Source organism: Maricaulis sp. MIT060901 (assembly GCF_047123815.1).
Taxonomy (GTDB): domain Bacteria; phylum Pseudomonadota; class Alphaproteobacteria; order Caulobacterales; family Maricaulaceae; genus Maricaulis.
Genome location: NZ_CP138920.1, coordinates 1,505,488 through 1,530,672 on the forward strand (window position 1 = coordinate 1,505,488; position 25,185 = coordinate 1,530,672).

Consider the following 25,185-nt stretch of genomic DNA (forward strand, 5'->3'; position numbering starts at 1 on the left):
CCGTGATGACCGAACTCCCCGATTCCGCAGGGCTTGCCCTCAAGCCAGAACATTTCCGGCAAGCGCTGGAAACGCCCGCTGAGGGAATGTGGTTCGAAGTCCATCCGGAAAACTACATGGCTCCGGGCGGTCCGCGGCTGAGCTGGCTCGACGCGTTTGCCGAGAAATTTCCGATATCCCTGCACGGGGTCGGCATGTCGCTGGGCGGCATGGATGCCCCGGCCCCGCAACATCTCGATCGCTGGGCACAGCTGATTGACCGCTACAAGCCCGCAGCAATATCCGAACACCTGGCCTGGACGTCCCATCAGGGAACGCACTTCAACGACCTCTTGCCCGTCCCGGCGACCAGGGCTGCGCTCTCCCGTTTTGTCGAGCATGTGAACATCATGCAGGACCGGCTCGGTCGCCAGGTATTGATCGAGAACCCCTCGATCTATGTCGCCCTGAAATCAGAGATGAGCGAAGTGGAATTTCTTCGGGAAACCGTCGCTCGAACAGGCTGCGGCCTGTTGCTGGACGTCAATAATGTGCATGTCAGCTGTCACAATCTCGGTCTCGATGCGATCGCCTATCTCGATGCCTTTCCGCACCATGCTATCGGTGAAATCCATATTGCCGGTCATGAAGAAGACACGGCGCTAGGCGGAGAATTGCTGATCGACACTCATAGTGCGCCTATCGTTGAAAGTGTCTGGTCGCTGCTGGACTACACGCTGGCGCTGACCGGACCACGACCGGTCCTCATCGAGCGCGACACGAACATTCCCACTTTCGAGACATTGTTGACCGACCATGTCCGTGCACAGGGTTACATCGATGCAGCCCGTGTTCGGGAGGCAGCCCATGCCAGCTGAGTTCAACCAGGCATTCGCCGGCACACTGCTCGGACGAGGTGACCAGGACCTGCTGGAACACCTCGCAAACCCGGCCCACGCCAAGCGGCTCAATGTCTATCGCAACAACGTTGCCCGCGGTGCGATCGAAGCTCTTCGCGCGGCCTATCCCGCTGTGAACCGCATCGCGGGCGCGAATTTCTTTTCCCCTATGGCACGACAGTATTGGCTTGATCACCCGCCAACAGACGCGCCGCTCTTTCTTTATGGCAAGGGTTTCGACCAGCACGTCGCGACCTATGAACCGGCGCGCAGCTTGCCATATCTGCCAACGATCGCCCGCCTCGACCGGGCCTGGCTGGAAGCACATCACGCTGCTGATACTCCTGCACTCAACCCGTCAGACGTTACAGGCATGAATCCGGAAAGCCTGCCCGAACTCCGCCCGGGCCTGACAGCCAGCGTTCAATTGTTGACATTGCATCACTCCGCGCACGCGGCCTGGCTGGCCAATCGGCAGGAAGCCGCCGCCGAAGACATGCAGATCGGCCAGAGCGCTGAACATGTTCTCGTCTGGCGACATCGCGGCACTGTTCAGTCCGCCAGCATCCCGGTTCAACATTTCGACTTTCTGACCCGGATCGCCCGGGGCGACAGCCTCGGCAGCGCGATGGAAGACGCCAACGATGGCGGCATTGATCCGTCACAATTTTTCTCCCACGGTCTGACCAGCGGCCTGTTCGCTGCAAACCGCCAAAGCGAGACCCTTTAATGTCCTCATTCCTGAGCCGGGCCCATGGCCTCTACACCGGCGTCTTTGCCGCGATTGAGAAATCCCTGGGCGGTGATGTCCTGGCCGTGCTCGCACGCCTGACCCTCGCCGGGATTTTCTGGCGCTCACTCCTGACCAAGGTCGAAACGGTCAAACTGTTCAAATACACCGAGTACATCAACGACTTCCCGGTCGAGCGTGCGCATGTGCGGCTGCCTGATTTCCCGCTACAGATCCGTCCGGCCACCTATCACCAGTTCAATGGCGATTTCGCGCTACCGCTCATTCCGGGCGAGCTCGCTGCCCTGATGGCTACCGTGGGGGAGTTCATTCTCCCCATCCTGCTGGTACTGGGCCTGGCGACCCGTTTTGCGGCTGCCGGCCTGATGGTGATGACGCTGGTCATCCAGTTCTTTGTCTATCCGGAAGCCTGGTGGGGAACCCATGCGATGTGGGCTGTCATCGCCCTCTATCTGATGGCTAAGGGACCCGGGCGGTTGTCTCTCGATCACATGTTCGGAAATAGATTCGCCTCAAAGGCTTAATCGGTTGCACGCTTCTCTCCCGCACGTCATCTTGGCTGATACGGATGGGGATCCGGGGGGATAAAGATGAACAAGGTCTCGGTCGTGTCGACCCAGATTTCGAACAAGCCTGATCGTTTCATGCCGGACTGGGTGCTGGGCCTGATCGTGCGCCTGTCCATCGTTCCGGGCCTGTGGAGCTGGGGCCGCGCCAATGCCGGTGAAGACTGGCGTGAAGTCTCTCCGGGCATTCTCTCCGCGGTCGGATACTGGAATATCCCGCTTCTGCCCGATGCCCTTGTCGCCCAGATCGCGGTCTGGGGCGCGCATCTCGCGGCCATCACGCTTCTGCTCGGCTTCCTGAGCCGCGTGGTCGGATTCGTGCTGGTTCTGGCCGGAGCCGCCTACATATTCTGGATCGCTCCGGATGCCTGGCAATCGGCTGTCGTGTTCGAGGCCATCGCCTTCTACCTGTTCGCACGAGGCAGCGGAGCCTTGTCGATCGACGGCGCGCTGGCTGCAACAACCCGCTAGGCACGCTCGTTTTTCAACGGAATCTCATTTGCGAATTACCGTTTCTCAACCTATGCATCTAAAGGCTATGTCTTAGTCCCTTCTTGCATCGGTCAGGAGAGCGTCGGCCGCATGTCGCCCGATCTCAAACAAAAACTCAAAAAGGCCCTCGCCGGGAAGTCCGCGGTCGAGATGGGCCAGTTCCAGTTCGTGAACCTGGATGAGATCCGCTCGCAGGCCGGTGACGAGTGGCCGGAGATCCGTGACAAGACCTATGAGGTCTCGGGTCATTTCATCGAGAAACGCCTGGCCGACGATGACGTCTTCATTCGTTGCCAGGGCGGTTTCCTGATCATTTTCTCCACAATGGGCGGTGTCGAGGCTGAAGCTCATGTCGAGGAGATCAACGAGGAACTCAACGAGTTTTTTCCTCGGCGAGCGCTGGCTGGAGAAGCTGCGCTCCCATGCCGAGGCTCGCCGGGTTCCAACAGACGAATTCCTGAGCATTGTCGCGCGCACGCAGGTTGAGGGCGAGCCCGCCGGTGAGGCGCGTCCGGAACCTGAGAAAGCCCAGGAAGCCGCTGCAGAGGCCGCGGCCGGCTGGGAAAAGAAACCAGAGTCTGGTGAAGGCCCGAAAGGCGCCAAGGGCGGTCGCTGGGAGAAGACCACCCAGTCCAAATCGCGTTCCGACAAGGAAGGCGTTCTAGAATGGCCGGACGAGGTCTACGAGGCCAAGGCGTGGGACGAGATCATCTTCCAACCGGTCTGGGACAGCCGCACCAACGCCGTCCTGCACCACGTCTGCCAGGTCCGGCGCACAGTCGGCGATCGTCATGTCTATGGTCGCGACACATTGATGGGCATCGATGAAGCCCAAGCGCTGCGAGCACTTGATCGCGAAGTTGCACTCGCGGCGCAGCGCGGTTTCCAATCCGTGTTTTCCAAAGGCGGAAAGTGCGGGATCACTATCCCGGTACACTACGAGACATTGTCCGCCGTCTCCCATCGCATGGAGTATTTTTCCATCCTGCAGGCGGCTCCCAAACCCATTCGCAAATACTTCCAGATCCGAGTGGATTCAGTCCCTTCCGGCGCACCGGTGACGCAGATGCAGGAAGTCTTCCGCTCAATGCGCCATTTCGGCTCCAACATCCTCGCCGAAATCAGCTACGCCAATAAATGGGATCTCGCCCGCTTTGAAGGCTGCGGGATCAGTGTATTCGGCGCGGCCCTGCCGCAAACACTCAGCATTCGGGAACCCGGCGACGAGGCCGTAATGGGCTTCATGCAGCTGGTCACACAGGCCAGGGAGCTGCAAGGCGAGGCCTTCCTGAACAATATGGGCAATCCGGACCTGCTGAACGCCGCCATTTCCACTGGCATCCGGCTTTTCTCGGGACCTGTGATCGCCAATGACGAGGATGCCCCTCAACCGGCGAGATCGCTTGATTTTGCCGGCATCGCCAACCGATTACGCAAATCCGGGCCGGATACCGATGTCTTTGAAATCGACTGATTGATTATGTTGTAAACGCTCACAGCGCACGCCGTTGCGCTGTGGGCAACCAGTGTTATAAGGCGAACTCCACCTGGATTTCCTCCGCTGATTCCTCCCGCGAGGCCCATTACATGAATATCCACGAGCATCAGGCTAAAGCTGTCCTGAAATCCTTCGGCGCACCCGTCGCAGAAGGCGTAGCCATTTTCTCTGCAGACGACGCAGCCGCCGCTGCGGATCAACTTCCCGGCCCGCTCTGGGTTGTGAAGTCACAGATCCATGCCGGCGGTCGCGGCAAGGGCAAGTTCAAGGAACTTGGCCCCGACGCCAAGGGCGGTGTCCGCCTCGCCTTTTCCAAGGACGAGGTCATTTCCCACGCCAGGGAAATGCTGGGCAATACGCTGGTCACGCACCAGACCGGCCCGGACGGCAAACAGGTCAACCGCCTCTATATCGAGGACGGCGCTGACATCGAGACCGAGCTCTATTGCTCGCTGCTCGTCAATCGCGAAACCGGCCGCGTTTCCTTTGTCGTCTCCACCGAGGGCGGCATGGACATCGAGGCTGTCGCCGAGGAGACCCCGGAAAAGATCCACACGATCGATATCGATCCGGAGACCGGCGTAACCCCGGCTGATGCGGCCAAGATCGCCGACGCTTTCGAGCTTTCCGGCTCGGCACGCGACGACATGCTGTCGCTGGCAGGCATCCTCTACAAGGCCTTCACCGAGAAGGACATGGCGCTTTTGGAAGTGAACCCGCTGATCGTCATGAAAGACGGCCATATGCGTGTTCTCGACGCCAAGGTCTCCTTCGACGGCAATGCCCTCTTCCGCCATGACGACATCATGGAACTGCGCGACGAGACCGAGGAAGACGCCAAGGAAATCGAAGCGTCCAAATACGACCTCGCCTATGTCGCACTGGACGGCAATATCGGCTGTATGGTCAATGGCGCTGGCCTGGCCATGGCGACGATGGACATCATCAAGCTGTATGGCGCAGAGCCGGCCAACTTCCTCGATGTGGGCGGTGGCGCGACCAAGGAAAAGGTCACCGCAGCCTTCAAGATCATCACCGCTGACGAGAACGTCAAAGGCATTCTGGTCAATATCTTCGGTGGCATCATGCGCTGTGACATCATCGCCGAAGGCGTCGTCGCAGCCGTGAAGGAAGTCGGCCTCCAGGTCCCGCTGGTGGTTCGCCTGGAAGGCACCAATGTCCAGCTGGGCAAGGACATCATCAATAATTCCGGCCTCAACGTGATCGCTGCTGACGATCTCGACGATGCTGCCCAGAAGATTGTCGCCGCTGTGAAGGGGGCTGAATAATGTCTGTGATCGTCAATAAAGACACCAAGATCATCGTTCAGGGCCTGACCGGTAAAACCGGCACCTTCCACACGGAACAGGCACTGGAATATTACGGCACCAAGATGGTCGCCGGCGTGCACCCGAAAAAGGGCGGCACGACCTGGTCCTCCGGACTGGAAAGCTCTGCCGAGCTGCCGATCTACACTTCCGTGGGTGAAGCCCGGGAAGCCACCGGGGCCGACGCGTCCGTGATCTATGTTCCGCCGGCCGGCGCTGGTGCAGCGATCATCGAGGCGATCGATGCCGAGATCCCGTTCATCGTCTGCATCACCGAAGGCATTCCGGTCATGGACATGGTCAAGGTGAAAGCCAAGCTGGAGAAATCCAGCTCCATGCTGCTCGGTCCGAACTGCCCGGGCATCCTGACGCCGGAAGAGTGCAAGATCGGCATCATGCCGGGCTCCATCTTCAAGAAGGGCTCGGTCGGCGTGGTCTCCCGCTCCGGCACGCTCACCTATGAAGCGGTTTACCAGACCTCCCAGGTTGGCCTCGGCCAGACCACCGCGGTCGGTATCGGCGGTGACCCGGTCAAGGGCACGGAATTCATCGACGTGCTGGAGAAATTCCTCGCCGACGACGAGACCGAGTCCATCATCATGATCGGTGAGATCGGCGGTTCTGCCGAGGAAGACGCCGCACAATTCCTGGCTGACGAAGCCAAGAAGGGCCGCTCCAAGCCGACCGTCGGCTTCATCGCCGGCCGCACGGCACCTCCGGGCCGCACGATGGGCCATGCCGGCGCCATCGTCTCCGGCGGCAAGGGCGGCGCAGAAGACAAGATCGCAGCCATGGAAGCCGCGGGCATCCGCGTCTCCCCGTCTCCGGCACGCCTCGGCGTCACGCTGGAAGAACTGCTCAAGGGCTAGCGATTTCCCCTGAAGGGGAGGAACGAAACAAAAAGCCGCGCTCGGTCTTCCGGGCGCGGCTTTTAGTTTGGTGCCGGACCAAACCGATTCATACCGGCCTGACCCGGTGCGGTGATCACGTCGCGATACCAGGCACGTTTGTGCCGCGCAAAAACAAATCCTTCGTACATGGCGACCGTGGCCAGTCCGCAAAATAAACCCACGGCCGCCCGCATCAGGCTGGGAACCCCTGCAGCGAGCTCATCCATGACAAAATCCAATCCGAGCATCAGCCCAATCGCAGCCGCAATTGCTAGAGGGCGCCCGATCCAGAACGCCACCGGGACAAGCACGTAACCACCGCTTTGTCCAAGATCATGCAACCGCCGGATCTGCCACATCAAAGAAGCATAGGGCCCGAGCATGTAGAAAAACAAGGCCGCCAGAACCACAGCCCACTTGAACGGCTCTGCTGCGCTGCCAATACCGGATATGTCTACCAAACCGAAGAATTCGGACACGGCAAGCACTAGGAACAAAACAAACCCTGCCGCTGTCATCCAGACCGTGATGTTGACATAGATCGCCGTCGACGCCGTCAAATCCGTGATACCGAGCACCTTGCGGCCCGCCACGTCGAGCGGCGCCGTTCTGCCGAACGGCGTCAGAGCATACTGGCTCAACTTCGGATTAAAGGCGTGCGGGAAGATCATCTAAGAAGCCTATCGCTCGCTCAGCGTGTGGTCCACACGGCTATGCGTCATGTGATTGCCGAAAGTTCGACCCCACCACCAACATCAACTGTCACCTTCTTGTCAGCAGACCGGCGCATATCCCTTCTGTTTGTTGCAAAAGGGGCATATCTCCTTTTTTAACCATATGGGCTTACGCCACTCCAGACACACTCCTGACTCAGGTCTTCCCCCCAATGTCTGACAACAACCGATCTTCCGAAAACCAGGCTTTCCTGGACACGTCATTCCTGCAGGGCGCCAACGCCCTCTATCTCGAACAGATGGCCGCCGCCCACTCCAAGGACCCGTTCTCGGTTCCGGAAAGCTGGCGCAATTTCTTCGCGGCCATGGGCGATGCGCCGGCCGAGACAGCGCATGCGGCCGCCGGCCCGGCCTGGAAACGCTCCGACTGGCCGCGCCAGGCCAATGGCGAGATGGTCAGCGCGCTGGGCGATATCGGCTCCGACGAAGCGGCCATGGTCGACAAGGTCGCCGCTCACGTCGAGAAAACGAAGCCGGAAGCAGCGCCCGAAGATGTTCGCGCCGCCACCCAGGCCTCGATCCGCGCCATCATGATGATCCGCGCCTACCGCATGCGCGGTCACCTGGCTGCGGACATGGACCCGCTCGGCCTGACCGATTTCGGCCCGCAGCCCGAACTGGACCCGGCCACCTATGGCTTTGCCGGTGCGGCCCTGGACCAGGAGATCTTCATCGACGGCTATCTGGGCCTGGAAACGGCCACGCCACGCCAGATGCTGGATATCCTCAAGCGCACCTATTGCGGTCCGGTGGGCGTGGAGTTCATGCATATCTCCAATCCGCAGGAGAAGGCCTGGCTGCAGGAGCGCTTCGAGGGCCCGGACAAGGACATTTCCTTTACCGCCGAAGGCAAGAAAGCGATCCTGTCCAAGCTGATCGAGACCGAGCGTTTCGAGCAATTCCTGCACAAGCGCTATCCGGGCACCAAACGTTTCGGCGCCGATGGTGCCGAAGCCATGGTCCCGGCGCTGGAACAGGTCATCAAGCGCGGTGGCGCGATGGGTGTCGAGGACATCATCATCGGCATGCCGCACCGCGGCCGTCTGAACATTCTTGCTGCCGTGATGGGCAAGCCGTACCACCAGATTTTCCATGAGTTCCAGGGTGGCAATACCCAGGGCGAGGACGAGTTCGGTTCCGGCGATGTGAAATATCACCTGGGCGCCTCTTCCGACCGCGAATTTGATGGCAATACCGTTCACCTGTCGCTGACCGCCAATCCGTCGCACCTGGAAGCCGTCGATCCGGTTGTCCTGGGCAAGGCGCGCGCCAAGCAGGAAGAGAATTGCCGCAAGGAACCGGGCACCCCGCGCATGAATGTGCTGCCCCTGCTGCTGCATGGTGATGCGGCCTTTGCTGGCCAGGGCATCGTGACCGAATGTCTGGGCCTGTCCGGACTGCGCGGACACAAGACGGGCGGCGCCATCCACTTCATCGTCAACAACCAAATCGGTTTCACGACCGACCCCAAGGACAGTCGCTCAAGCCCCTATCCGTCCGATGTGGCGTTGATGGTGCAGGCGCCGATTTTCCACGTGAACGGGGACGATCCGGAAGCGGTGGTCCACGCGACCAAGATCGCCACGGAATATCGCCAGCTGTTCGGCAAGGACGTGGTCATCGACATGATCTGTTATCGCCGTTACGGCCACAACGAGGGCGATGACCCGACGTTTACCCAGCCGATCATGTACCGGATCATCAAGGACCTGCCGCCGGTCAAGAAGAAGTACCAGGACCGCCTCATCGCCGAGGGCACCATCAGCGCTGCGGAAGCAGAAGCGATGGAAAACGAGTTCGACACCTTCCTCGACAAGGAATTCGAGGCCGGCAAGGAATTTGAACCCAAGAGCGCTGACTGGCTGGATGGACGCTGGTCGGGCCTGGGCCTGCCGGAAGGTGATGACCGCCGCGGCGAGACCAGTGCCACGACCGAGAGCCTCACCGCCGTTGGCATGGCCATGATCGAGATCCCGGACGGTGTGAACATCCACCGCACGCTCAAGCGCGTCATCGATAATCGTCGCAAGATGATCGAGACCGGCAAGGGGATTGACTGGGCCACGGCCGAACACCTCGCCTTTGGCACGCTTGTCACCGAGGGCTTCCCGGTGCGCCTGTCGGGCCAGGATTGTGGTCGCGGTACGTTCTCGCAGCGCCATTCCCACATCATCGATCAGCAGACCGAAGAGCGCTACACACCGCTCAACCACCTGGCGGACGATCAGAAGAAGTATGAAGTCATCGACTCCATGCTGTCCGAGGAAGCCGTGCTCGGTTTCGAGTATGGCTACTCCCTGTCTGCTCCGAACACGCTGACCATGTGGGAGGCACAATTTGGTGACTTCACCAATGGCGCCCAGGTGATCATCGACCAGTTCATTTCCTCCGGTGAGCGCAAATGGCTGCGCATGTCCGGCCTGGTGATGCTGTTGCCGCATGGCTATGAGGGCCAGGGACCGGAACACTCGTCCGCACGCCCGGAGCGCTTCCTGCAGCTGTGTGCCGAGGATAACATGCAGGTCGCGAACTGCTCGACCCCGGCCAATTACTTCCACATCCTGCGTCGTCAGATTCACCGCAATTTTCGCAAACCGCTGGTGATCATGACGCCGAAGAGCCTGCTGCGTCACAAGCGCTGCGTCTCTTCGCTGAAGGCCATGGGGCCGGGATCCACCTTCCACCGCGTGCTGTGGGATGATGCGGATCCGGTGAAAAAGAACCAGGGCGAGATCTCGCACACCGAGATGACGCTGAAGCCGGATGATCAGATCCGCCGCGTCGTCCTGTGTACGGGCAAGGTCTATTACGACCTGCTGGAACGCCGCGAGGAGAAGGGCGTCGACGACGTCTACATCCTGCGCACCGAACAGCTCTACCCCTTCCCGTTCAAGGCCCTGCTGGAGGAGATGGCGCGTTTCCCGAATGCCGAGGTCGTCTGGTGCCAGGAAGAGCCCCGCAACATGGGCTACTGGACCTTCATGGAGCCGAATATCGAGTTCGTGCTGACCAAGGTCGCGGGCGAGACCAAGCGCCCGTCCTATGTCGGTCGCCCGCCGACCGCGTCCACCGCCACTGGCATCGCCTCGAAACACAAAGAACAGCAAGACGCGCTCGTCGAAGAAGCGCTGTCCTAACGCCCGAAGATCAACAGGAAAGATATACTCATGACCGACATCATCGTTCCCGTACTCGGTGAGTCCGTAACCGAAGCAACCGTTGGCGGCTGGATGGTCAAGGCTGGCGACAGCGTCTCCAAGGACGACGTTCTGGTCGAGCTTGAAACCGACAAGGTTGCCGTGGAAGTCCGCGCCGAAGCAGACGGCGTCATCACGGCCATCGTCGCCGAGGAAGGCGACACGGTCGAGATCGGCGCCAAGCTGGCAGAGATGGGCGGCGCTGGCGCTGCTGTTGCCGAAGCACCTGTCGTCGAGGAAGCGGCACCTGCAGTAGCGGAAGCCGCTCCGGTTGCTTCCTCCTCCGGATCCACCACTGACGCAACCGTTCCCCAGATGGGCGAGAGCGTCACCGAGGGCACGATTGGCGGTTGGCTGGTCAATGTTGGCGATACGGTCGAAGTCGACCAGGCCCTGGTTGAAATCGAGACGGACAAGGTCGCGGTTGAAGTCCCTTCTCCCGTTGCCGGCACGGTTACCGAACTGCTGGTTGGCGAAGGTGACAGCGTAGCACCGGGCGACGCCGTCGCGCGCATTGCGGAAGGCGCGGGTGCCGTCGCCGCTCCGGCTGCAGCCCCGGCCGCAGCGCCAGCAGCGGCAGCTCCGGCGGCGACCGGCGGCATTGCCATGCCGTCTGCCCAACGCGTCATTGAAGAGAACAAGCTGGACGCTCGCTCCATCGCCGGAACCGGCAAGGACGGACGCATCACCAAGGCCGACGCCAAGGCCGCAGCAGCTGCACCAGCTCCGACGGCTGTCCCGGCGACATCAGCACCTGCGGCTGCTCCCGCAGCCCCGGCCGCACCGCGTGAAACCGGTCCGCGCGAGGAACGTGTCCGCATGACACGTCTGCGCCAGACAATCGCCAAGCGGCTAAAGGATGCACAGAACTCTGCCGCGATCCTGACCACCTACAATGAAGCCGACATGTCGGCGATCATGAAAGCCCGCAAGGCCCACCAGGAAGCCTTCGTGGCCAAACACGGTGTGAAGCTCGGCTTCATGTCCTTCTTCGTGAAGGCTTGCGTCAATGCTCTGAAAGAGATTCCGGCCGTCAATGCCGAGATCGATGGCACCGACATCATCTACAAGAACTACTACGACATGGGCGTTGCCGTCGGCACGGATCGTGGCCTGGTGGTTCCGGTTGTGCGTGATGCGGACCAGATGTCTCTCGCTGATATCGAGAAGGAGATCATCTCCCTCGGCAAGAAGGCCCGCGACGGCAAGCTGACCATCGAGGACATGCAGGGCGCCACATTCACCCTGTCCAATGGAGGCGTCTATGGATCCCTGATGTCCATGCCGATCCTCAATGCCCCGCAATCGGGCATTCTCGGCATGCACAAGATCCAAGAACGTCCGGTGGCCGAGAACGGTCAAGTCGTCATCAAGCCGATGATGTATCTGGCGCTGTCCTACGACCACCGCATTGTCGACGGCAAGGAAGCAGTGACCTTCCTCGTCCGCGTCAAGGAAAACCTCGAAGATCCTCAGCGCATGCTCTTTGATCTTTGATCGACCTCACGCGTGATAGATTGCGTTTGCTCCGCTGGATAGCAGCGGGGCTCGCAATCGTACGTGTGGGCATTTCCATTCGCCATTTCCTGGTCGCCTGGCTGTTGCACCTGGGATTGCTCTCCGCGGAAGGCGATTCCATCCGGCTGATTCTGCTGAACCTGCCCGCAACACAGATGACGGCCTGGACCGTCTATATGCTGTGTTACGGTCTAACTGCGTATTTCCTGTTCCGCGGACAACGCTGGGCCATCGTCAGCGCTTCAATCGCCTTCCTGGCGGATTTCGGCTTCTGGGCCGCTTTGGTCATCATGCCAGCCTATGACAGCGTGTATGATTTCAACTTCACCATCGGCGACATCCTGATCAATTCGCTGGCCATGCTGGTTCTGCTCGGGAGTCTGACATTGAACCTGCTCCCGAAATTCACCCGCTAGGGGTCTAGTTTCCACCTTCGATTGGTAGAACTGCCGCCGATACGCCCTAGAATATTTGCAGGACCAACGGGGCGAGCTTGCAAAAACTCACCACAGCGACAGCCATTCTGGCGGCGGGACGCGCCGCATACAGTTTTTGGTACATTGCCGTTGGGCTTCTGGCAGCGGTCGGGATGGAAAAACCGCTGTGGTCCACGCCGATGGAAGCCAACAGCCTGGGGCAACTGGACCTTTTGCAGTATCTGATCTGGTTCAGCTATGCCGCAGGCTACGCGCTGACCGCCTACCTGCTGATCAACAGATCACGCTGGGCCATGGTGACGGCGGGCTACGCGTTCGCGGTCGATATGAGTTATTGGGTGACCATGGCCACACACGAGAGTTATGTGAGTCTGATGTCCCTTGCGGACGGCTATCTCGATCTTGTGGTGAACTCGGTGAACTTCCTCATCCTGATTGGGACGGCCTTGGTCACGGCCCGCCAATGGCTCCTGCCGGTCGACAGGGTATGACTGGCGAACTGCTTGTTAACGGTCCAACTTTTAAAACCCCCTGCGACCGGCTTGGGCCGCCGGTCCTTGGGGGGGCCATGTCCTATATTCGTTACGCTGTACTTCTGGTGTGCGCCTTGCGGGTCATTCACAGCCTGCCCTTCTACCTTACCGCGATGACGCATGACTGGGTCCTGCCGCCCTGGGGCGCACCGGATCCAACTGTCCTGCACGTTCTCAGCGAGGTCGGACCGCTTCAGCTCGTTCTGTGGACGGCTTACATGATCGGGTATTCCACGACGGCGATCGCACTCCTGATCCACAGGCCCGGATCTGTCCTCCTATCGCTGGTCGCCGCGGGAACCGCTGTCCTCAGCGATTTTGGATACTGGATCTGGGTGACCTAGCAGACCAGTTATCCTGCCGTCGAAAAACCGTCCTTCTCGATTGAAGACACGTTGATGAATATCGCCAGCCTTCTGGTGCTGCTCGGTGTCAGCCTTATGTTCTTCGACGAACGCAAACGGAGGATCTGAAGGGGTCTTGAGCGAGAACACTTTCGATGTATGTCGTTTATCCAAAATCACCCCGCTTCATCGTCCATCGACCGTAGCCTGGCTGGGGAGCTAACCCGATGATCAACTGGAACAGTCATACCGCACGTTCTCCGCTTTTTCGGTGGATCTCTCTCGCCTCTATCCTGCTCGGTCTCTACAGCCTGCGCTTCCTGCTCGTAGGCTGGACCGCGCCGATGAACGGTCATGTTTTCTTCCTCAGCTCACCGGCAGTGGCCCCTGATCTTGCCACCGTGCCCTGGATTTCTCAGTTACTGCGCTCGCTGGTAGTTATCGGCGATTTCGCGCTGCCAGTATTGATCCCGCGCAAACCACTCTGGGCGCTCTACCTAGCACCGACTCTCCTGGTCGCCGCGCAGGCCGGCTGGATCGAAGCAACATTTTCTGGCGGCAGTTATGCTGCCCATGCGGCCGTAACAGATGGTAACAGCCTGGACTGGGCAGAGCTGCTTGACTGGCTCAAGCTGATCCTGCGCCTTCTCGTCGTCGGCGGGGTCTTTTATTTCGTGCTTTCCAACAACGCAAAATCTCGCTAACTGCTTTGTCTCAACAACAAAATATGTTTATGTTGACCCTATGCCAACGCTTGTAAAGGCCCTCACTCTTCGATGGATGATGATGCTCGCGATAGCGGGTTGGGCCTCTGTTCAGGCCACGTCTGCCATTTCGATTTTGCTCGTAATGATGGGTCAGGGCACAGCCATCGGGCTGGACCCGAACCGGATCGTCGTCCTGACACCACTTCATAGCTGGGAAATTGCCGCGGCCTTCATCAATGCACTGGCCTATTGGGCATCCGTAGTCGGCTTGTATCTGCGCCGCCATTGGGCCTTCTACACTTATTGTCTGGCTGTATTTGTCGATCTGGCCGTCTGGCTCTCCTATTCCGCAGATCCATCCTATGACCAGATTGCCGGCGGCCAGAATATCTGGCTCGACTGGCTGGTGAACATAGCCCTCCTGTCCGGCATTCTCGGCTTCATCTTCCTGCGCACTCGAAAGCCCGTGCGCTGGTAGTGCAATCCGGCCTTGCGCAGCCGGGACATATTGGCCCTTACCTTGTCTTCATATCCCGGGCATATAGGGACACATCCCTTCCTTCCCCAATCACGAGGCAAACATGTCGGATAGCTTTGACGTCGTCATCATCGGTGGTGGCCCGGGCGGATATAACTGCGCGATCCGCGCCGGACAGCTCGGCCTCAGGGTGGCCTGTATCGAAATGCGTGGCACGCTTGGCGGCACCTGCCTGAATGTCGGCTGCATCCCGTCCAAGGCTCTGCTACACGCCTCCGAACTCTACGAAGCCGCAAATACCGAGTTTGCCAAGCTCGGAATCAAGACCTCCGGTGTCGAAGTCGACCTTCCCGTCATGCTGGCCCAGAAGGACGACGCCGTTGACGGTCTGACCAAGGGCGTCGAATTCCTGTTCAAGAAAAACGGTGTTGAATACATCAAGGGCAAAGGTCGCATCGCCAGTGCCGGTCAGGTCGAGGTCGAGCTCGCCGAGGGCGGCAGCCAGACCCTTTCGACCAAACATATTGTCATAGCCACAGGCTCTGAAGTCACGCCGCTGCCCGGCGTGGAGATCGACGAGAAACGGGTTGTGTCCTCAACCGGAGCGCTTTCGCTGGAGAAGATCCCGGGCAAACTTGTTCTCATTGGCGCTGGCGTGATCGGTCTGGAGCTGGGCTCGGTCTGGCGCCGCCTAGGCGCAGAGGTCACCGTGGTCGAGTATCTCGATCGCATCCTGCCCGGCATGGACAGCGAGCTCGCCAAAACGGCTCAGCGCACGCTCAAGAAACAGGGCATGGAGTTCAAGCTGGGAACCAAGGTCACCGGTATCGACAGCTCTGATCCGGACTTGCTGAAAGTCGCCATCGAACCCGCTGCCGGCGGCGATGCCGAAACAATCGAAGCCGATACGGTTCTCGTCTGTATCGGTCGCCGTCCCTACACGGAAGGCCTTGGCCTGGAGAATGTCGGCGTCCAGCCGGATCAACGCGGCGTCATTGCCAATAATCACTTCCAGACCTCCGCCGAGAATGTATGGGTCGTCGGCGATTGCACCCATGGCCCGATGCTGGCGCACAAGGCCGAGGATGAAGGGGTCGCCTGTGCCGAACGCATCGCGGGCAAGGCCGGACATGTGAACTATGGTGTCATTCCCGGCGTGGTCTACACAGCACCGGAGATCGCCTCCGTTGGGCTGACCGAGGACGAGCTCAAGGAAAGCGGCCGCAAGTACAAGAAGGGCAAATTCCCCTTCCAGGCCAATTCCCGCGCCCGTACCAACCACACGACAGACGGTTTTGTGAAAATCCTCGCTGATGCGGAAACGGACGAGATCCTGGGCGCTCACATGATCGGCGCCAATGTCGGCGAGATGATCGCCGAGGTCTGCATCGCAATGGAATTCCGCGCAGCCTCGGAGGACCTGGCCCGCACCTGCCACCCGCACCCGACCCTGACGGAAGCTGTCCGACAGGCGGCCATGGGTGTCGAGGGCTGGACCATGCAGGCCTGACCCGAAAATCCAGATACATGGCGCCTTCGGGTGCCATGTATTCACAGCCTTTCGTCACAAAATTCGATTGTGACACGAAATTGAGCGGACAACCGGGAACGGATCAGGCATATAGCTGGTCCGGTGAGTGCCCCGATCGGGCACCCTCGGCTTTGGGGGCCTTTGGACCGGTATCATGACGCTCGAGATTGCATCTTCCCGCTTGCGACTGATCGCACTCGACGCCGAGCTTGCCCGCCTGCAGCTCGAAGACCGGCTGGCCTTTTTCAAGGCTCTGGGCGTCGAAATCGAACCCAGCTGGCCGCCGGAACTCATGGATAAAAACGCCCTGCACTGGGCAGCCGACCGGCTGAGTGACGAGCCGGGTCAGCAAGGCTGGCACGCCTGGGTCTATATCTCCCCCGTGCTCAATCGCCTGGTGGGGTGCGCCGGCTACAAGGGACCACCGGATGCGAACGGCTCCGTCGAGATCGGCTATTCCATGCTGCAATCCTATCGTGAACAGGGCCTGGCGACCGAAGGAGTCATGACACTTCTGGAATGGGCCTACAGACACGAGACTGTCAAATCGATCACCGCCGTGACACGCGCCGATCGCGATGCCTCTCACCGCGTGCTCGAAAAAGCCGGTTTCCAGCTGGTGGGCACGCGTTTCGATGAAGCCGAGGATTGCGACGTCGTCGAGTGGGAACACCATCCAGCCCGCGAAGTTGCGGCCTGACCTCGTGTCACATTCCTGAACTAGTCGCCCAGCAAGGTCCGGATATGATCGAGATAGGCCTGCCAGGCCTTGCGTCCCGTTGCAGTCAGGCTGGCGCGGGTGTGCGGTTTTCGATCGACAAACTGTTTCTCGATTCCGACATATCCCGCACCTTCCAGCTTGCGCAGGTGCACTGACAAATTGCCGTCACTGGCCCCGGTCTTGTCCTTGAGCTCGTTGAAACTGGCACTCTCCACCGAGGAGAGATAGGCCATAAGACCCAGTCTCAACTTGCCATGGATGACATCATCCAGGCCGGACGCGTCAAACTCGTCTGCCATGATCAGCTCTCTGCGGCGGGTTCAGCGCGCAACAAAAGCACACCCGGCACGACCGCGACCAGCAGCACACTCAACACACAGAAAAGATAGAGTCCCGCGGTGCCGATGAAACTGGTGCCCACAGCGCAAAGTATCCAGCTGATCCAGGCCATGACTTTCATCCAGCGCGGGCCACCGAGCGCGGCAACCGTGGTGAAGGCAATGCCATAAGACGCCAGCGAAAACAGCGGGATAGTGTCGAAGAGCGTCTGTTCAATCCGCCCCATGGAAAGAGCTGCGACCAGACCTAGCGTATAGGCCACAATGGAGATGAACATGGCGTGCCAGACAGCACGGTCGCCGCGGTTTCCAGCTGATCCGGAACCCGGCTTCACGCTCATGCCCTTGCGCAACACCCCCGACCCGATTGAACCGACAACTCCAAAACTCAGCCAGACGAGGCCCACCTGTTCGATCGGCAGGCCAGCGCGCCCCGTCAGAATGAACCAGTGTGCCAACAGGGCCAGCGAGGCCAAGCTGCCCCACCAGATAAAAAAGCGTCCGGACAGGATGGGTGCACGCTCGCCGGCTTCCGCCATTTCACGCAAATAAGACAGGTCAGTATCGCTGCTCATAATATCTCTCCAAGTACTTTATAGTTCAAAGTAGAAGCTTTGCATCGCTCTGTCAATTACGGACCCTGCATCACAGGATGCGTGTTCAGTCACGGACGCAAATTGACCGGGGAAGATCAGCCCTGGCTGCGCGGATGTGCCTTGTCGTAAAGCTTCAGCAGATTGTCGGCCTCCACCTCGGCATAGACCTGGGTCGTGGAAAGACTGGCATGACCCAACAATTCCTGGATGGCCCTCAGATCTCCACCATGTGCCAGAAGGTGGGTGGCAAAGGCATGGCGCAAAGCATGCGGCGTCGCACTGGGCGCCAGCCCCAGCGCGAGACGCATATCCTCGACCAGTTTCTGCACTGGCCTCGGGCCCAGCGGACCGCCGCGCACGCCGCGGAAAAGCGCGACTTCCGGCTCGAGATCAAAAGGGGCCAGCGCGGCATATTTGCGAACAGCCTCTGCCACATTCGGCAAAACCGGGACCAGCCGGGTCTTTCCGCCCTTGCCGGTCACACGCAAGCCCTCGCCCAGCGATCGGTCCCGCCCGGTCAGTGACAGGGCCTCGGAGATGCGAAGACCGCAGCCGTACAAGAGCAGCAGAACTGCAACATCGCGTGCGGCGACCCAGTCGGGCACATCCCGCTCGCCAACCTGTTCGACCAGGTCCCGCGCGGCTGTCTCACTGATCGGTTTGGGTTTGGATCGCGGCACCTTGGGTAGCTCCACCAGCAACAAGGCCGTGCTCGACACCTCCCAGCGACGCTCGAGATAGGTGTAGAAGGAGCGCAGCGCCGACATCTCACGCGCCAGCGAACGCGCCGCCAGGCCCGTCTTGCGCCGCGCAGCCATGAAGGCCCGGAAGTCACGCGCACTCACTTCACTGAGCGTTTGCAGCGAAACAGCCTCGCCGAGATGACCGGTCAGGAAGGCCACAAAGCCCGAAATGTCCCGTTGATAGGCATCCACCGTCTTGAGGCTCAACCGGCGTTCACCCGCAAGGTGCTGGAGGAAAGCTGTCAGCGCGTCCGAGGCGCTGGTCTTCAGCGCGGATGCATCCATTGCACAATCAGTCGCTCGGTAACGCGGGCCAGGAAGTTGAGCAATTCCGTACCCTGTCCGAACTGGAAGAGTTGCGGATCCCGCGCTGCCAGCGCGAACAGGCCGTCATGCCCATGAAAGTCCAGACGCACAATGGCCTGGGACCGCATCCGGGCTCCCTGCTGGCCATAGATTTCATGCGCACGCTCTGCATCGACAGGACCGACTATTTCCACCCGCTCGCCCATCACACTGGAGACCATGCCCTCGGACGCGCCCAGAACGGATTCCGCACTCTTGAGCGGCGCATGGCCCTCGATCAGCACCCGGCAGACATCAACGCCCAGCGCCCCGGTGAGGCGGCTGGAGATCTTGCGGTCCAGGCCTGCAAGACTGTCCACTTCAAGCAAGCCCAGGACGGCAGCATGGATCTGGGACTGGATGGCCAGATTGGCGCGGGCCGTCTCGACAATGCTCTCATTCATCGCCTTGTACTGGCGCAGTTCGCCCATCAGCTTTTCGCGTGCGGCATTGCCGATATCGATCACACCCTCGGCAGACGGGTTTTCGGTTACGCGCGCAAAGAGCTCGGCGTCCTCGCGGACGAAATCCGGATTGCGCATCAGGAACTCCCGGATCATCTCGATATCGAGCTGGCCGGACCGGGTTTCGTCAGTGGTCGTGGACATAGGCTTTGCCTCTTCTGGCGCTGACGGGCAATTTGAGGGCCCGTACAAACCGAATCATTTCTGACATTCTGCCCTGTGACCGAGCCGAAAGTGAAATCGCAAAGCCGAGCCGCGGTACTTTTTCCGATGCCGCTGCCGGAGGCGTTTGACTATTGGGTGCCCGATGGCCTGGAGCTCCACCCGGGTGATCACGTCATTGCCCCGCTCGGTCAGCGCCGCGCCCACGGCGTGGTCTGGGCCATCAAGGACGGCCCCGGCGAACGGGAATTGAAGAGCGTAGAAAGCCGCATGGATGGCGCACCCATCCCCGAAGGCACACGCAATCTCGTCGACTGGGCCGCAAAATACCTGGTCCAGCCACCCGGAATCCTCCTGCGTTCGGTCCTGCGCAGCCAGGACGCCCTGAAACCCTCGCCGACCGAGACACTCTATGTCCGCGGCGATGCGGAGCCTCCGCGCATGACCGCTGCGCGCGAAAAAGTGCTCGATGCCGTGGACAGTCTGACAGAGGCCAGCGCCGCCGATATCGCCCGCGAAGCCGGGGTGAGCTCTGGTGTTGTAAAGGGCCTGGCCGAGACCGGGGCCCTGCACTCGATCACCAAGCTGGTGGACCCACCCTTCGACAAGCCGGATCCGGAGCTGGAGGGCCTGCCGCTGACACAGCTCCAGGCCGAAGCGGCGGGTGTGCTCCGACGCCTGGTCAAGACAGGCGGTTTCCAGTCTGCCCTGCTGGACGGTGTCACCGGTTCGGGCAAGACGGAAGTCTATTTCGAGGCCATCGCCGAGATCCTGCGCCAGGACGAGCGGGCCCAGATCCTGATCATGCTGCCGGAGATCGCGCTGACCGAGGCCGTGCTCAGCCGGTTCGAGAAACGCTTCGGCGCGCAGCCGGCCCTCTGGCATTCCGGTGCCGGGCCGAAGAACCGCCGCCGCGCCTGGCGCGAAATCGCGGAAGGTCGCGCCCGTATCGTTGTCGGCGCGCGATCCGCGCTGTTCCTGCCCTTCCCCAATCTCAAGATGATCATCGTCGACGAGGAACACGACCCGACCTACAAACAGGGAGAGGGGCTGCATTACCAGGCGCGTGATCTGGCCGTGGTCCGGGCCAAGCTGGAAGGCGCCAATGTCATCCTGGCCTCGGCGACGCCCTCGCTGGAGAGCCTGACCAATGCCCAGGCCGGGCGTTATGTGCATGTGCGCCTGCCAGCCCGTCCCGGTGCGGCCATCCTGCCGGCAGTGGATACGATTGACCTGCGCGAGACCCCGGCCGAAGACGGCCGCTGGCTCTCCCCGCCGCTGATCGAGGCCATGCGCGATACGCTGGAGCGCGGTGAACAGAGCCTGCTCTATCTCAACCGCCGCGGTTACGCGCCGCTGGTTCTGTGCCGCAAGTGCGGGCACCGCATGGTCTCGCCGGACACCCAGTCCTATCTGGTCGAGCACCGCTATACCGGCCGCCTGGTCTGTCACGTCACCGGCTTTTCCATGCCCAAACCCAAGCTGTGCCCGAACTGCAAGGCCGAGGACAGCCTGACCTCTGTAGGGCCCGGCGTGGAACGGGTCGCCGAGGAAGCGCGCCATCTCTTCCCCGAAACCCGGGTCGAGATCTATTCCTCCGACAGCTCCTCCGGTGCCGACATTGTCGAGCGTATGGAAAACAGCGAGATCGATATCCTGGTCGGTACCCAGATTGCCGCCAAGGGTCACAACTTCCCCAACCTGACCCTGGTCGGCGTGATCGACGCGGATCTGGGCCTGGCGGGCGGTGATCCACGTGCAGGCGAGCGTACCTATCAGACCCTGGTCCAGGTGGCGGGCCGGGCCGGCCGCGCCGAACGCCCGGGACGCGCCCTCCTGCAGACCCACCAGCCCGAACACGAAGCCATCCAGGCCCTCGTTGCCGGGGATCGGGACGCCTTCCTGGAAACCGAGATCATGGCGCGTGAAATGCTGGGCCTGCCACCGTTCGGGCGCATGGCCTCGATCGGTTTCATGGCCATGAACCCCAAGGCCGTCGAGGACGCCGCCGCCAATTTCGCAGCAGCAGCGCCGGTCACTGACGGTGTGGAAATCTGGGGCCCGGCCGAACCCCCGCTCGCCATCGTGCGCGGCTGGCACCGCCGCCGCGTTCTCGTGCGCGCTGACAAGACCATCGATATGTCCGCCTATGTCCGCGCCTGGCGCAAACGCGTGAAAACCCCGCCCTCGGTGCGGGTCTCCGTGGATATCGATCCCTACAGCTTTCTCTAGGACGCTCGCCAAAGTTTCAGCGAAGGCCAGACCGAGATCGCGGATGACATCACACGCACAGCGCGTTAGGAGTGCACAAAGACCCTACAACCGGAACGACCATTCATGATCGAATTTCTCACCTCGCCTGCCGTCTGGATGTCCCTGCTGACGCTGACCTTCCTGGAAGTCGTGCTGGGTGTGGACAATGTGGTCTTTGTTTCGGTTGCGTCGCAGCGCCTGCCCGAGGAAAAACAGGCCAAGGGCCGTGATATCGGCATCTGGTCCGGTGCGGCCATGCGCATCCTCTTGCTGTTTGCCCTGGTCTGGCTGACCGGGCTGACCCATGCCACCCTCTTCACCCTGCCGGAGATGTTTGCCGGCCTGGCGGATCCGGAGCATCCCGAAGTGCTGATGGATATCACGCTGGAGGATGTGATCCTGTTTGGCGGCGGCCTCTTCCTGTTGTGGAAGGGCACCGAGGAAATCCACGACACGATCGAGGGTGAGCATCACGGCGCCGGCGGCGGCAAGGTCTCTTCCATGTTCATCGTGGTCGCCCAGATGACCGCCATCAACATGGTCTTCTCGCTGGACAGTGTGCTGACCGCCGTGGGCATGACGCGCGATCTGGGCGGTGACGGCGCCGAAGGCATCCGCCTGGCCGTCATGGTGCTGGCTGTGGTCATCTCGACCATCATCATGGTCGCCTCGGCCAAGTCGGTTGCCGGCTTCCTGGAGAAATACGCCACCGCGAAAATGCTGGCCCTGTGTTTTATCCTTCTGGTCGGCATGGCCCTGGTCGCCGACGGTCTCGGCTTCCACATCCCGCGTGGTTATCTCTACTTCGCCATCGCCTTCTCCCTCTTCGTGGAGACGCTGAACATCCTGGCCCGCAACAAGCGCGAGGCGGACAAGGCAGCGGAGGGGCATTAGCCTTCCGGGAAATACCCCAGCAGCCCCGTGCTCTTGTTCAGATCCTCGCGGTCTTCGAGCTGGTCGGGATTGAAGCTCCAGAGCTCAGCCACGCGCAGATGATCATCCTCGGCCGGGGTCAGGTCCTGCATCTCTTCCGGTTCACGTCCGGTGAGGTCGCCAAAGCCCAGTTCGATCTCTTCCGGCGTGGTCTCTCCGAAATTGTCGAGGAAACCGTCGCCCTGGCCCACATAGGTGAGGCCGCGGGTCAGCTTGCCGTCGCGGGCGCGATACCAGGCAATGTAACCCGCACCGGGAAAGCCGCCGAAATACTGCGCCTCACCGAAGTTTGCGGAGAGCTGTTCCAGCACCTCTTCCACCTCGACAACAGACAATTCGTCGACCGGGCCGAGATGACGGGTCGTCACCGCCACCCAGCCATCAATCACCGACGCCACAAAGGCCGCCGGATTGATCGCCAGCTTGCCAAAACCCGCCGCACTCATCTCCTGTGTCATCTTAAGGCCCGAGGCCCAGTTGCTGGCCTGGACATCTTCCAGACCCAGCGCATCGACCACGGCCTGCGGATCATCAGCGCGCACGGCCAGCCAGTTGGACCGACGCCCGAACTTCGCGGGCCGATCAGGGCGGTCGGAGACCGGGTGCGCCAGGCGCACGAATTGCGGCGCGGTATTTTCACCCGCGCCCTGCGCACTCCCAAACAATCGCGCCAGAAACTCCACCAGCATGTCGGATCCCTTCTCGAAGTGGCGGCAGCATGCATGTCTGGAGGGGAAGGTCCAGCGGGTGGTGGACGTGGAAAGCGGGCGAGCCACAAAATCATCCGTCATCCCTGCGAAGGCAGGGACCCAGTTCGTAAGGCTGGGGCCTGCTCCAGAAGGCACCTTTCTCTGAAACACCCTCGCTCGACGAACTGGGCCCCGATCTTCATCGGGGTGACGGTGAGTTTGAGCGGCGGTTATTCGCCTAGGAAACAGGCGGAGGGTTCCGGACGAGGAAGAGGTTCTTCGAAAATGGGGAGATAAAGGGCCTGAACCTCCTCGCCCGTCAGGCTGGCCTCCAGCTGATCACGCAGACCACATGCGTGTTGGGCCACCGCGTCATTGCCAGACAAGGAGGCTGCGACACACTGAAAATGATACCAGTCGTGATCATTGGCGAGATACCGATCCTCAGGACGCTCAAACGCCGCTGGCAAATCCTCGCCGATCGGCAAGGCATCCGCGATTGCGACGGCTTCATCACAGCGGTCCAGCTGCCCGAGAAGCGCAAGCGTCAATCTCAACGCCCGAAGATTCTCGCCCCCGGAATAGACTGTGGGATCGGAAAGTCGCTCGATGTCGCGATCAACAATAGGGCGCCAGTATGCCAGCGCAGCTTCGAGACGCGCTCGATCATCTAACGCCTCCCCGAGCACAGAATTCATCGCGGCGTGATACTCAGTCAGATCGAACCGCCCCGAAACGAAAGGTTCTTGCGCATAGAGGTCGTCCAAAACCTCCACGGCCTCTTCGGCTCGTCCATCTGCAATTAGAGCTGCGACAACCATTTCCGCTATTGAGAGTCGCGTCCACGCCCAGTTGGGTATTCGCTGACCATTGATAGTCTGGTGAATCGTATTTGTGTGGCTAACAGCAGCCAGCGCCGTGTCCCAGAACGAGTGTGCCGCTACGCGCTCGGCAAACTCCTGGGATGACAGGGTCGTCAGAGCTTCGCGGCCCAGGCGAACGACGAGCGCGGGTTCATCCATCCGCGAGGCAGACCCGATGGCGGCGCGCCATGCTTCTGCATTGTCGGTTTCCGGACCAAACGTAAATGCAATGTCCTCGGATCGCGCAACCTCCAGCCAACCTGAAAGCGCCTCGGCATCTCGGCCTGAGAAATTCAGGTAAGTCAGCCATTGTTCCTGAATGCGCGGCCCCGTCCGGTGATTGGGAGAGGGCAAACGGCGCGCGATGGACAAACATTGATGCGCCCGGTCGAGACGGTCGGAACCTCCCTTGAACGCATATTGAACCCCGTTCAACCCGCCCTGCTCCCGGGCACAATGCATGCCCCACTGTGCGACAAAATCGACGGGATGCAGCTGTATCGCGATGCCCAACGGCCCGTCCTGCATGCGTTTAGGGACGAAATACGCGCCCACCAACCAGACCAGCAGCAGGACCAGAAATCCGCGGAACAAGAGCTTCATGACTTCCCCCAACGCAACTCCTGCGCACGCTAGCAGCTGGCGCACGTGATGTCTGTGGTGAAAACGGCGGGCGCTGTCCCTCTTCACCCTCCGTCATCCCTGCGAAGGTAGGGACCCAGTTCGTAAGGCTGGATCCTGCTCCAGAAGGCGCCCTTCTCTGAAACACCCTCGCTCGACGAACTGGGCCCCGGTTTTCATCGGGGTGACGGTGTTTGTGATCACTTTAGCCATTTGCTGCGTCACCCGACAGTGGCTACGCAGTGGGCTTCTGGGCAATGACAGGACGGGGTGACGCGATGGGGTTCCGAGACCCCTAATTCTCCTTAAACCTCATGCCGAGATGGGGCCTTGCAGGGTTATTCAGGTCAAGGGTGAAACCGCAAAGCGGTGCTGCGCGCCCTTGACCTGAATAACCCTGTAAGGCGAACTGCCTGCATGAGATTTAAGCGCCTGCCCCTCCCCACCAGGGAGGTGATCCGGAACGCGGAGATCGGCTCGCTACGCTCGCCCCCTTCGACCTCACCTTCGCCAAGGTTTCGGCCAGCCCACTTCCCCGGAGGGGAAGATAAATTCCCTCCCGCCACCCCACTGTC

At 60.7% G+C, this 25,185-nt stretch carries 26 protein-coding genes; 18 read left to right on the forward strand and 8 right to left on the reverse strand.

All coding sequences use genetic code 11. The annotated features are described in order from the left end of the window. The first annotated feature begins 5 nt into the window (after positions 1-5). The 4 genes from SIC17_RS07395 (at position 6) to SIC17_RS07410 (ending at position 2,666) form a co-directional block, all read left to right on the forward strand. Positions 6-857, forward strand: a complete 852-nt coding sequence (locus tag SIC17_RS07395; RefSeq protein WP_291890787.1) for a DUF692 domain-containing protein — start codon at positions 6-8, stop codon at positions 855-857. After that, the gene (locus SIC17_RS07400; RefSeq protein ID WP_412546835.1) at positions 847-1,608 is read left to right on the forward strand and encodes a putative DNA-binding domain-containing protein; all 762 of its coding nucleotides are present in this window, start codon (positions 847-849) and stop codon (positions 1,606-1,608) included. The genes SIC17_RS07395 and SIC17_RS07400 overlap by 11 nt, the downstream gene beginning before the upstream one ends. Beyond that, a complete protein-coding gene (locus SIC17_RS07405; RefSeq protein WP_291890789.1) occupies positions 1,608-2,153 on the forward strand; it encodes a DoxX family protein in 546 nt (181 codons plus the stop codon). The genes SIC17_RS07400 and SIC17_RS07405 overlap by 1 nt, the downstream gene beginning before the upstream one ends. A gap of 66 nt (positions 2,154-2,219) precedes the next feature. Beyond that, positions 2,220-2,666 carry a DoxX family protein gene (locus SIC17_RS07410; protein ID WP_412546836.1) on the forward strand — a complete coding sequence of 149 codons (447 nt, stop codon included), beginning with the start codon at positions 2,220-2,222 and terminating at the stop codon, positions 2,664-2,666. 72 nt (positions 2,667-2,738) lie between these two features. On the opposite strand, the gene SIC17_RS07415 is transcribed toward SIC17_RS07410, so the two are convergent. Further along, positions 2,739-3,038 (reverse strand): hypothetical protein, encoded by a 300-nt coding sequence (locus tag SIC17_RS07415; protein ID WP_412546837.1) that lies wholly within the window; start codon positions 3,036-3,038, stop codon positions 2,739-2,741. Here SIC17_RS07415 and SIC17_RS07420 point away from each other — a divergent pair. The 3 genes from SIC17_RS07420 (at position 3,037) to sucD (ending at position 6,382) form a co-directional block, all read left to right on the forward strand. Continuing rightward, complete coding sequence (locus SIC17_RS07420; protein WP_412546838.1) at positions 3,037-4,161, forward strand: hypothetical protein; 1,125 nt, start codon at positions 3,037-3,039, stop codon at positions 4,159-4,161. The two genes, SIC17_RS07415 and SIC17_RS07420, sit on opposite strands and share 2 nt — an antisense overlap. 113 nt (positions 4,162-4,274) lie before the next feature. Continuing rightward, a complete protein-coding gene (gene sucC, locus SIC17_RS07425) occupies positions 4,275-5,474 on the forward strand; it encodes an ADP-forming succinate--CoA ligase subunit beta (RefSeq protein WP_412546839.1) in 1,200 nt (399 codons plus the stop codon). Next, the gene (gene sucD / locus SIC17_RS07430; RefSeq protein ID WP_412546840.1) at positions 5,474-6,382 is read left to right on the forward strand and encodes a succinate--CoA ligase subunit alpha; all 909 of its coding nucleotides are present in this window, start codon (positions 5,474-5,476) and stop codon (positions 6,380-6,382) included. Before sucC ends, sucD begins: the two co-directional genes overlap by 1 nt. Before the next feature lie 62 nt (positions 6,383-6,444). On the opposite strand, the gene SIC17_RS07435 is transcribed toward sucD, so the two are convergent. Continuing rightward, positions 6,445-7,074, reverse strand: a complete 630-nt coding sequence (locus SIC17_RS07435; RefSeq protein WP_412546841.1) for a DUF805 domain-containing protein — start codon at positions 7,072-7,074, stop codon at positions 6,445-6,447. Positions 7,075-7,289: 215 nt separating this feature from the next. On the opposite strand from SIC17_RS07435, the gene SIC17_RS07440 reads away from it, so the two are divergent. The 9 genes from SIC17_RS07440 (at position 7,290) to SIC17_RS07480 (ending at position 16,582) form a co-directional block, all read left to right on the forward strand. Continuing rightward, entirely contained in the window at positions 7,290-10,274 is a 2,985-nt protein-coding gene (locus SIC17_RS07440; RefSeq protein ID WP_412546842.1) for a 2-oxoglutarate dehydrogenase E1 component, read from the forward strand. A 30-nt stretch (positions 10,275-10,304) separates the two neighbouring features. Further along, positions 10,305-11,831: a 2-oxoglutarate dehydrogenase complex dihydrolipoyllysine-residue succinyltransferase gene (odhB, locus tag SIC17_RS07445; RefSeq protein ID WP_412546843.1), complete on the forward strand. Its 1,527-nt coding sequence runs from the start codon at positions 10,305-10,307 to the stop codon at positions 11,829-11,831. A 26-nt stretch (positions 11,832-11,857) separates the two neighbouring features. After that, positions 11,858-12,268, forward strand: a complete 411-nt coding sequence (locus SIC17_RS07450; RefSeq protein ID WP_291890797.1) for a hypothetical protein — start codon at positions 11,858-11,860, stop codon at positions 12,266-12,268. Between the two features lie 77 nt (positions 12,269-12,345). Next, positions 12,346-12,780 carry a hypothetical protein gene (locus tag SIC17_RS07455; RefSeq protein WP_291890798.1) on the forward strand — a complete coding sequence of 145 codons (435 nt, stop codon included), beginning with the start codon at positions 12,346-12,348 and terminating at the stop codon, positions 12,778-12,780. 77 nt (positions 12,781-12,857) lie between these two features. Continuing rightward, positions 12,858-13,166 (forward strand): hypothetical protein, encoded by a 309-nt coding sequence (locus SIC17_RS07460; RefSeq protein ID WP_291890799.1) that lies wholly within the window; start codon positions 12,858-12,860, stop codon positions 13,164-13,166. 227 nt (positions 13,167-13,393) lie between these two features. Continuing rightward, positions 13,394-13,870 (forward strand): hypothetical protein, encoded by a 477-nt coding sequence (locus SIC17_RS07465; RefSeq protein ID WP_412546844.1) that lies wholly within the window; start codon positions 13,394-13,396, stop codon positions 13,868-13,870. A gap of 82 nt (positions 13,871-13,952) precedes the next feature. Then, positions 13,953-14,351 (forward strand): hypothetical protein, encoded by a 399-nt coding sequence (locus SIC17_RS07470; protein WP_412546845.1) that lies wholly within the window; start codon positions 13,953-13,955, stop codon positions 14,349-14,351. Positions 14,352-14,454: 103 nt separating this feature from the next. Then, positions 14,455-15,861, forward strand: a complete 1,407-nt coding sequence (gene lpdA, locus SIC17_RS07475; protein WP_412546846.1) for a dihydrolipoyl dehydrogenase — start codon at positions 14,455-14,457, stop codon at positions 15,859-15,861. A 175-nt stretch (positions 15,862-16,036) separates the two neighbouring features. Next, positions 16,037-16,582 carry a GNAT family N-acetyltransferase gene (locus SIC17_RS07480; protein WP_412546847.1) on the forward strand — a complete coding sequence of 182 codons (546 nt, stop codon included), beginning with the start codon at positions 16,037-16,039 and terminating at the stop codon, positions 16,580-16,582. A gap of 20 nt (positions 16,583-16,602) precedes the next feature. On the opposite strand, the gene SIC17_RS07485 is transcribed toward SIC17_RS07480, so the two are convergent. The 4 genes from SIC17_RS07485 to SIC17_RS07500 all read right to left on the reverse strand — a co-directional run bounded on the left by SIC17_RS07485 (position 16,603) and on the right by SIC17_RS07500 (position 19,233). Next, positions 16,603-16,902 (reverse strand): winged helix-turn-helix domain-containing protein, encoded by a 300-nt coding sequence (locus SIC17_RS07485; protein ID WP_291890804.1) that lies wholly within the window; start codon positions 16,900-16,902, stop codon positions 16,603-16,605. 2 nt (positions 16,903-16,904) lie between these two features. Next, entirely contained in the window at positions 16,905-17,516 is a 612-nt protein-coding gene (locus SIC17_RS07490) for a hypothetical protein (protein WP_412546848.1), read from the reverse strand. Between the two features lie 116 nt (positions 17,517-17,632). Further along, a complete protein-coding gene (locus SIC17_RS07495; protein WP_412546849.1) occupies positions 17,633-18,565 on the reverse strand; it encodes a tyrosine recombinase XerC in 933 nt (310 codons plus the stop codon). Continuing rightward, entirely contained in the window at positions 18,547-19,233 is a 687-nt protein-coding gene (locus tag SIC17_RS07500) for a DUF484 family protein (protein WP_412546850.1), read from the reverse strand. Before SIC17_RS07500 ends, SIC17_RS07495 begins: the two co-directional genes overlap by 19 nt. A gap of 126 nt (positions 19,234-19,359) precedes the next feature. Here SIC17_RS07500 and SIC17_RS07505 point away from each other — a divergent pair, with 126 nt between their 5' ends. Both SIC17_RS07505 and SIC17_RS07510 read left to right on the forward strand, forming a co-directional pair. Beyond that, positions 19,360-21,483 (forward strand): primosomal protein N', encoded by a 2,124-nt coding sequence (locus SIC17_RS07505; protein WP_412546851.1) that lies wholly within the window; start codon positions 19,360-19,362, stop codon positions 21,481-21,483. 105 nt (positions 21,484-21,588) lie between these two features. Continuing rightward, positions 21,589-22,398: a TerC family protein gene (locus SIC17_RS07510; protein ID WP_412546852.1), complete on the forward strand. Its 810-nt coding sequence runs from the start codon at positions 21,589-21,591 to the stop codon at positions 22,396-22,398. Here SIC17_RS07510 and SIC17_RS07515 read toward each other — a convergent pair. Further along, complete coding sequence (locus SIC17_RS07515) at positions 22,395-23,126, reverse strand: hypothetical protein (RefSeq protein WP_412546853.1); 732 nt, start codon at positions 23,124-23,126, stop codon at positions 22,395-22,397. The genes SIC17_RS07510 and SIC17_RS07515 overlap by 4 nt on opposite strands. 230 nt (positions 23,127-23,356) lie before the next feature. Next, on the reverse strand, positions 23,357-24,592 hold the full coding sequence (locus SIC17_RS07520) for a hypothetical protein (RefSeq protein ID WP_412546854.1): 1,236 nt from the start codon (positions 24,590-24,592) through the stop codon (positions 23,357-23,359). Positions 24,593-25,185 lie beyond the last annotated feature (593 nt).

Excerpts from the sequence above, each read along its gene's own strand:
- SIC17_RS07395 (WP_291890787.1), top strand. The coding sequence starts at position 6 with ATGACCGAACTCCCCGATTCCGCAGGGCTTGCCCTCAAGCCAGAACAT.
- SIC17_RS07400 (WP_412546835.1), top strand. The coding sequence starts at position 847 with ATGCCAGCTGAGTTCAACCAGGCATTCGCCGGCACACTGCTCGGACGA.
- SIC17_RS07405 (WP_291890789.1), top strand. The coding sequence starts at position 1,608 with ATGTCCTCATTCCTGAGCCGGGCCCATGGCCTCTACACCGGCGTCTTT.
- SIC17_RS07410 (WP_412546836.1), top strand. The coding sequence starts at position 2,220 with ATGAACAAGGTCTCGGTCGTGTCGACCCAGATTTCGAACAAGCCTGAT.
- SIC17_RS07420 (WP_412546838.1), top strand. The coding sequence starts at position 3,037 with ATGTCGAGGAGATCAACGAGGAACTCAACGAGTTTTTTCCTCGGCGAG.
- SIC17_RS07415 (WP_412546837.1), bottom strand. The coding sequence starts at position 3,038 with ATGAGCTTCAGCCTCGACACCGCCCATTGTGGAGAAAATGATCAGGAA.
- sucC (WP_412546839.1), top strand. The coding sequence starts at position 4,275 with ATGAATATCCACGAGCATCAGGCTAAAGCTGTCCTGAAATCCTTCGGC.
- sucD (WP_412546840.1), top strand. The coding sequence starts at position 5,474 with ATGTCTGTGATCGTCAATAAAGACACCAAGATCATCGTTCAGGGCCTG.
- SIC17_RS07435 (WP_412546841.1), bottom strand. The coding sequence starts at position 7,074 with ATGATCTTCCCGCACGCCTTTAATCCGAAGTTGAGCCAGTATGCTCTG.
- SIC17_RS07440 (WP_412546842.1), top strand. The coding sequence starts at position 7,290 with ATGTCTGACAACAACCGATCTTCCGAAAACCAGGCTTTCCTGGACACG.
- odhB (WP_412546843.1), top strand. The coding sequence starts at position 10,305 with ATGACCGACATCATCGTTCCCGTACTCGGTGAGTCCGTAACCGAAGCA.
- SIC17_RS07460 (WP_291890799.1), top strand. The coding sequence starts at position 12,858 with ATGTCCTATATTCGTTACGCTGTACTTCTGGTGTGCGCCTTGCGGGTC.
- SIC17_RS07465 (WP_412546844.1), top strand. The coding sequence starts at position 13,394 with ATGATCAACTGGAACAGTCATACCGCACGTTCTCCGCTTTTTCGGTGG.
- SIC17_RS07470 (WP_412546845.1), top strand. The coding sequence starts at position 13,953 with ATGCTCGCGATAGCGGGTTGGGCCTCTGTTCAGGCCACGTCTGCCATT.
- lpdA (WP_412546846.1), top strand. The coding sequence starts at position 14,455 with ATGTCGGATAGCTTTGACGTCGTCATCATCGGTGGTGGCCCGGGCGGA.
- SIC17_RS07480 (WP_412546847.1), top strand. The coding sequence starts at position 16,037 with ATGACGCTCGAGATTGCATCTTCCCGCTTGCGACTGATCGCACTCGAC.
- SIC17_RS07485 (WP_291890804.1), bottom strand. The coding sequence starts at position 16,902 with ATGGCAGACGAGTTTGACGCGTCCGGCCTGGATGATGTCATCCATGGC.
- SIC17_RS07490 (WP_412546848.1), bottom strand. The coding sequence starts at position 17,516 with ATGAGCAGCGATACTGACCTGTCTTATTTGCGTGAAATGGCGGAAGCC.
- SIC17_RS07495 (WP_412546849.1), bottom strand. The coding sequence starts at position 18,565 with ATGGATGCATCCGCGCTGAAGACCAGCGCCTCGGACGCGCTGACAGCT.
- SIC17_RS07500 (WP_412546850.1), bottom strand. The coding sequence starts at position 19,233 with ATGTCCACGACCACTGACGAAACCCGGTCCGGCCAGCTCGATATCGAG.
- SIC17_RS07505 (WP_412546851.1), top strand. The coding sequence starts at position 19,360 with ATGCCGCTGCCGGAGGCGTTTGACTATTGGGTGCCCGATGGCCTGGAG.
- SIC17_RS07510 (WP_412546852.1), top strand. The coding sequence starts at position 21,589 with ATGATCGAATTTCTCACCTCGCCTGCCGTCTGGATGTCCCTGCTGACG.
- SIC17_RS07515 (WP_412546853.1), bottom strand. The coding sequence starts at position 23,126 with ATGCTGGTGGAGTTTCTGGCGCGATTGTTTGGGAGTGCGCAGGGCGCG.
- SIC17_RS07520 (WP_412546854.1), bottom strand. The coding sequence starts at position 24,592 with ATGAAGCTCTTGTTCCGCGGATTTCTGGTCCTGCTGCTGGTCTGGTTG.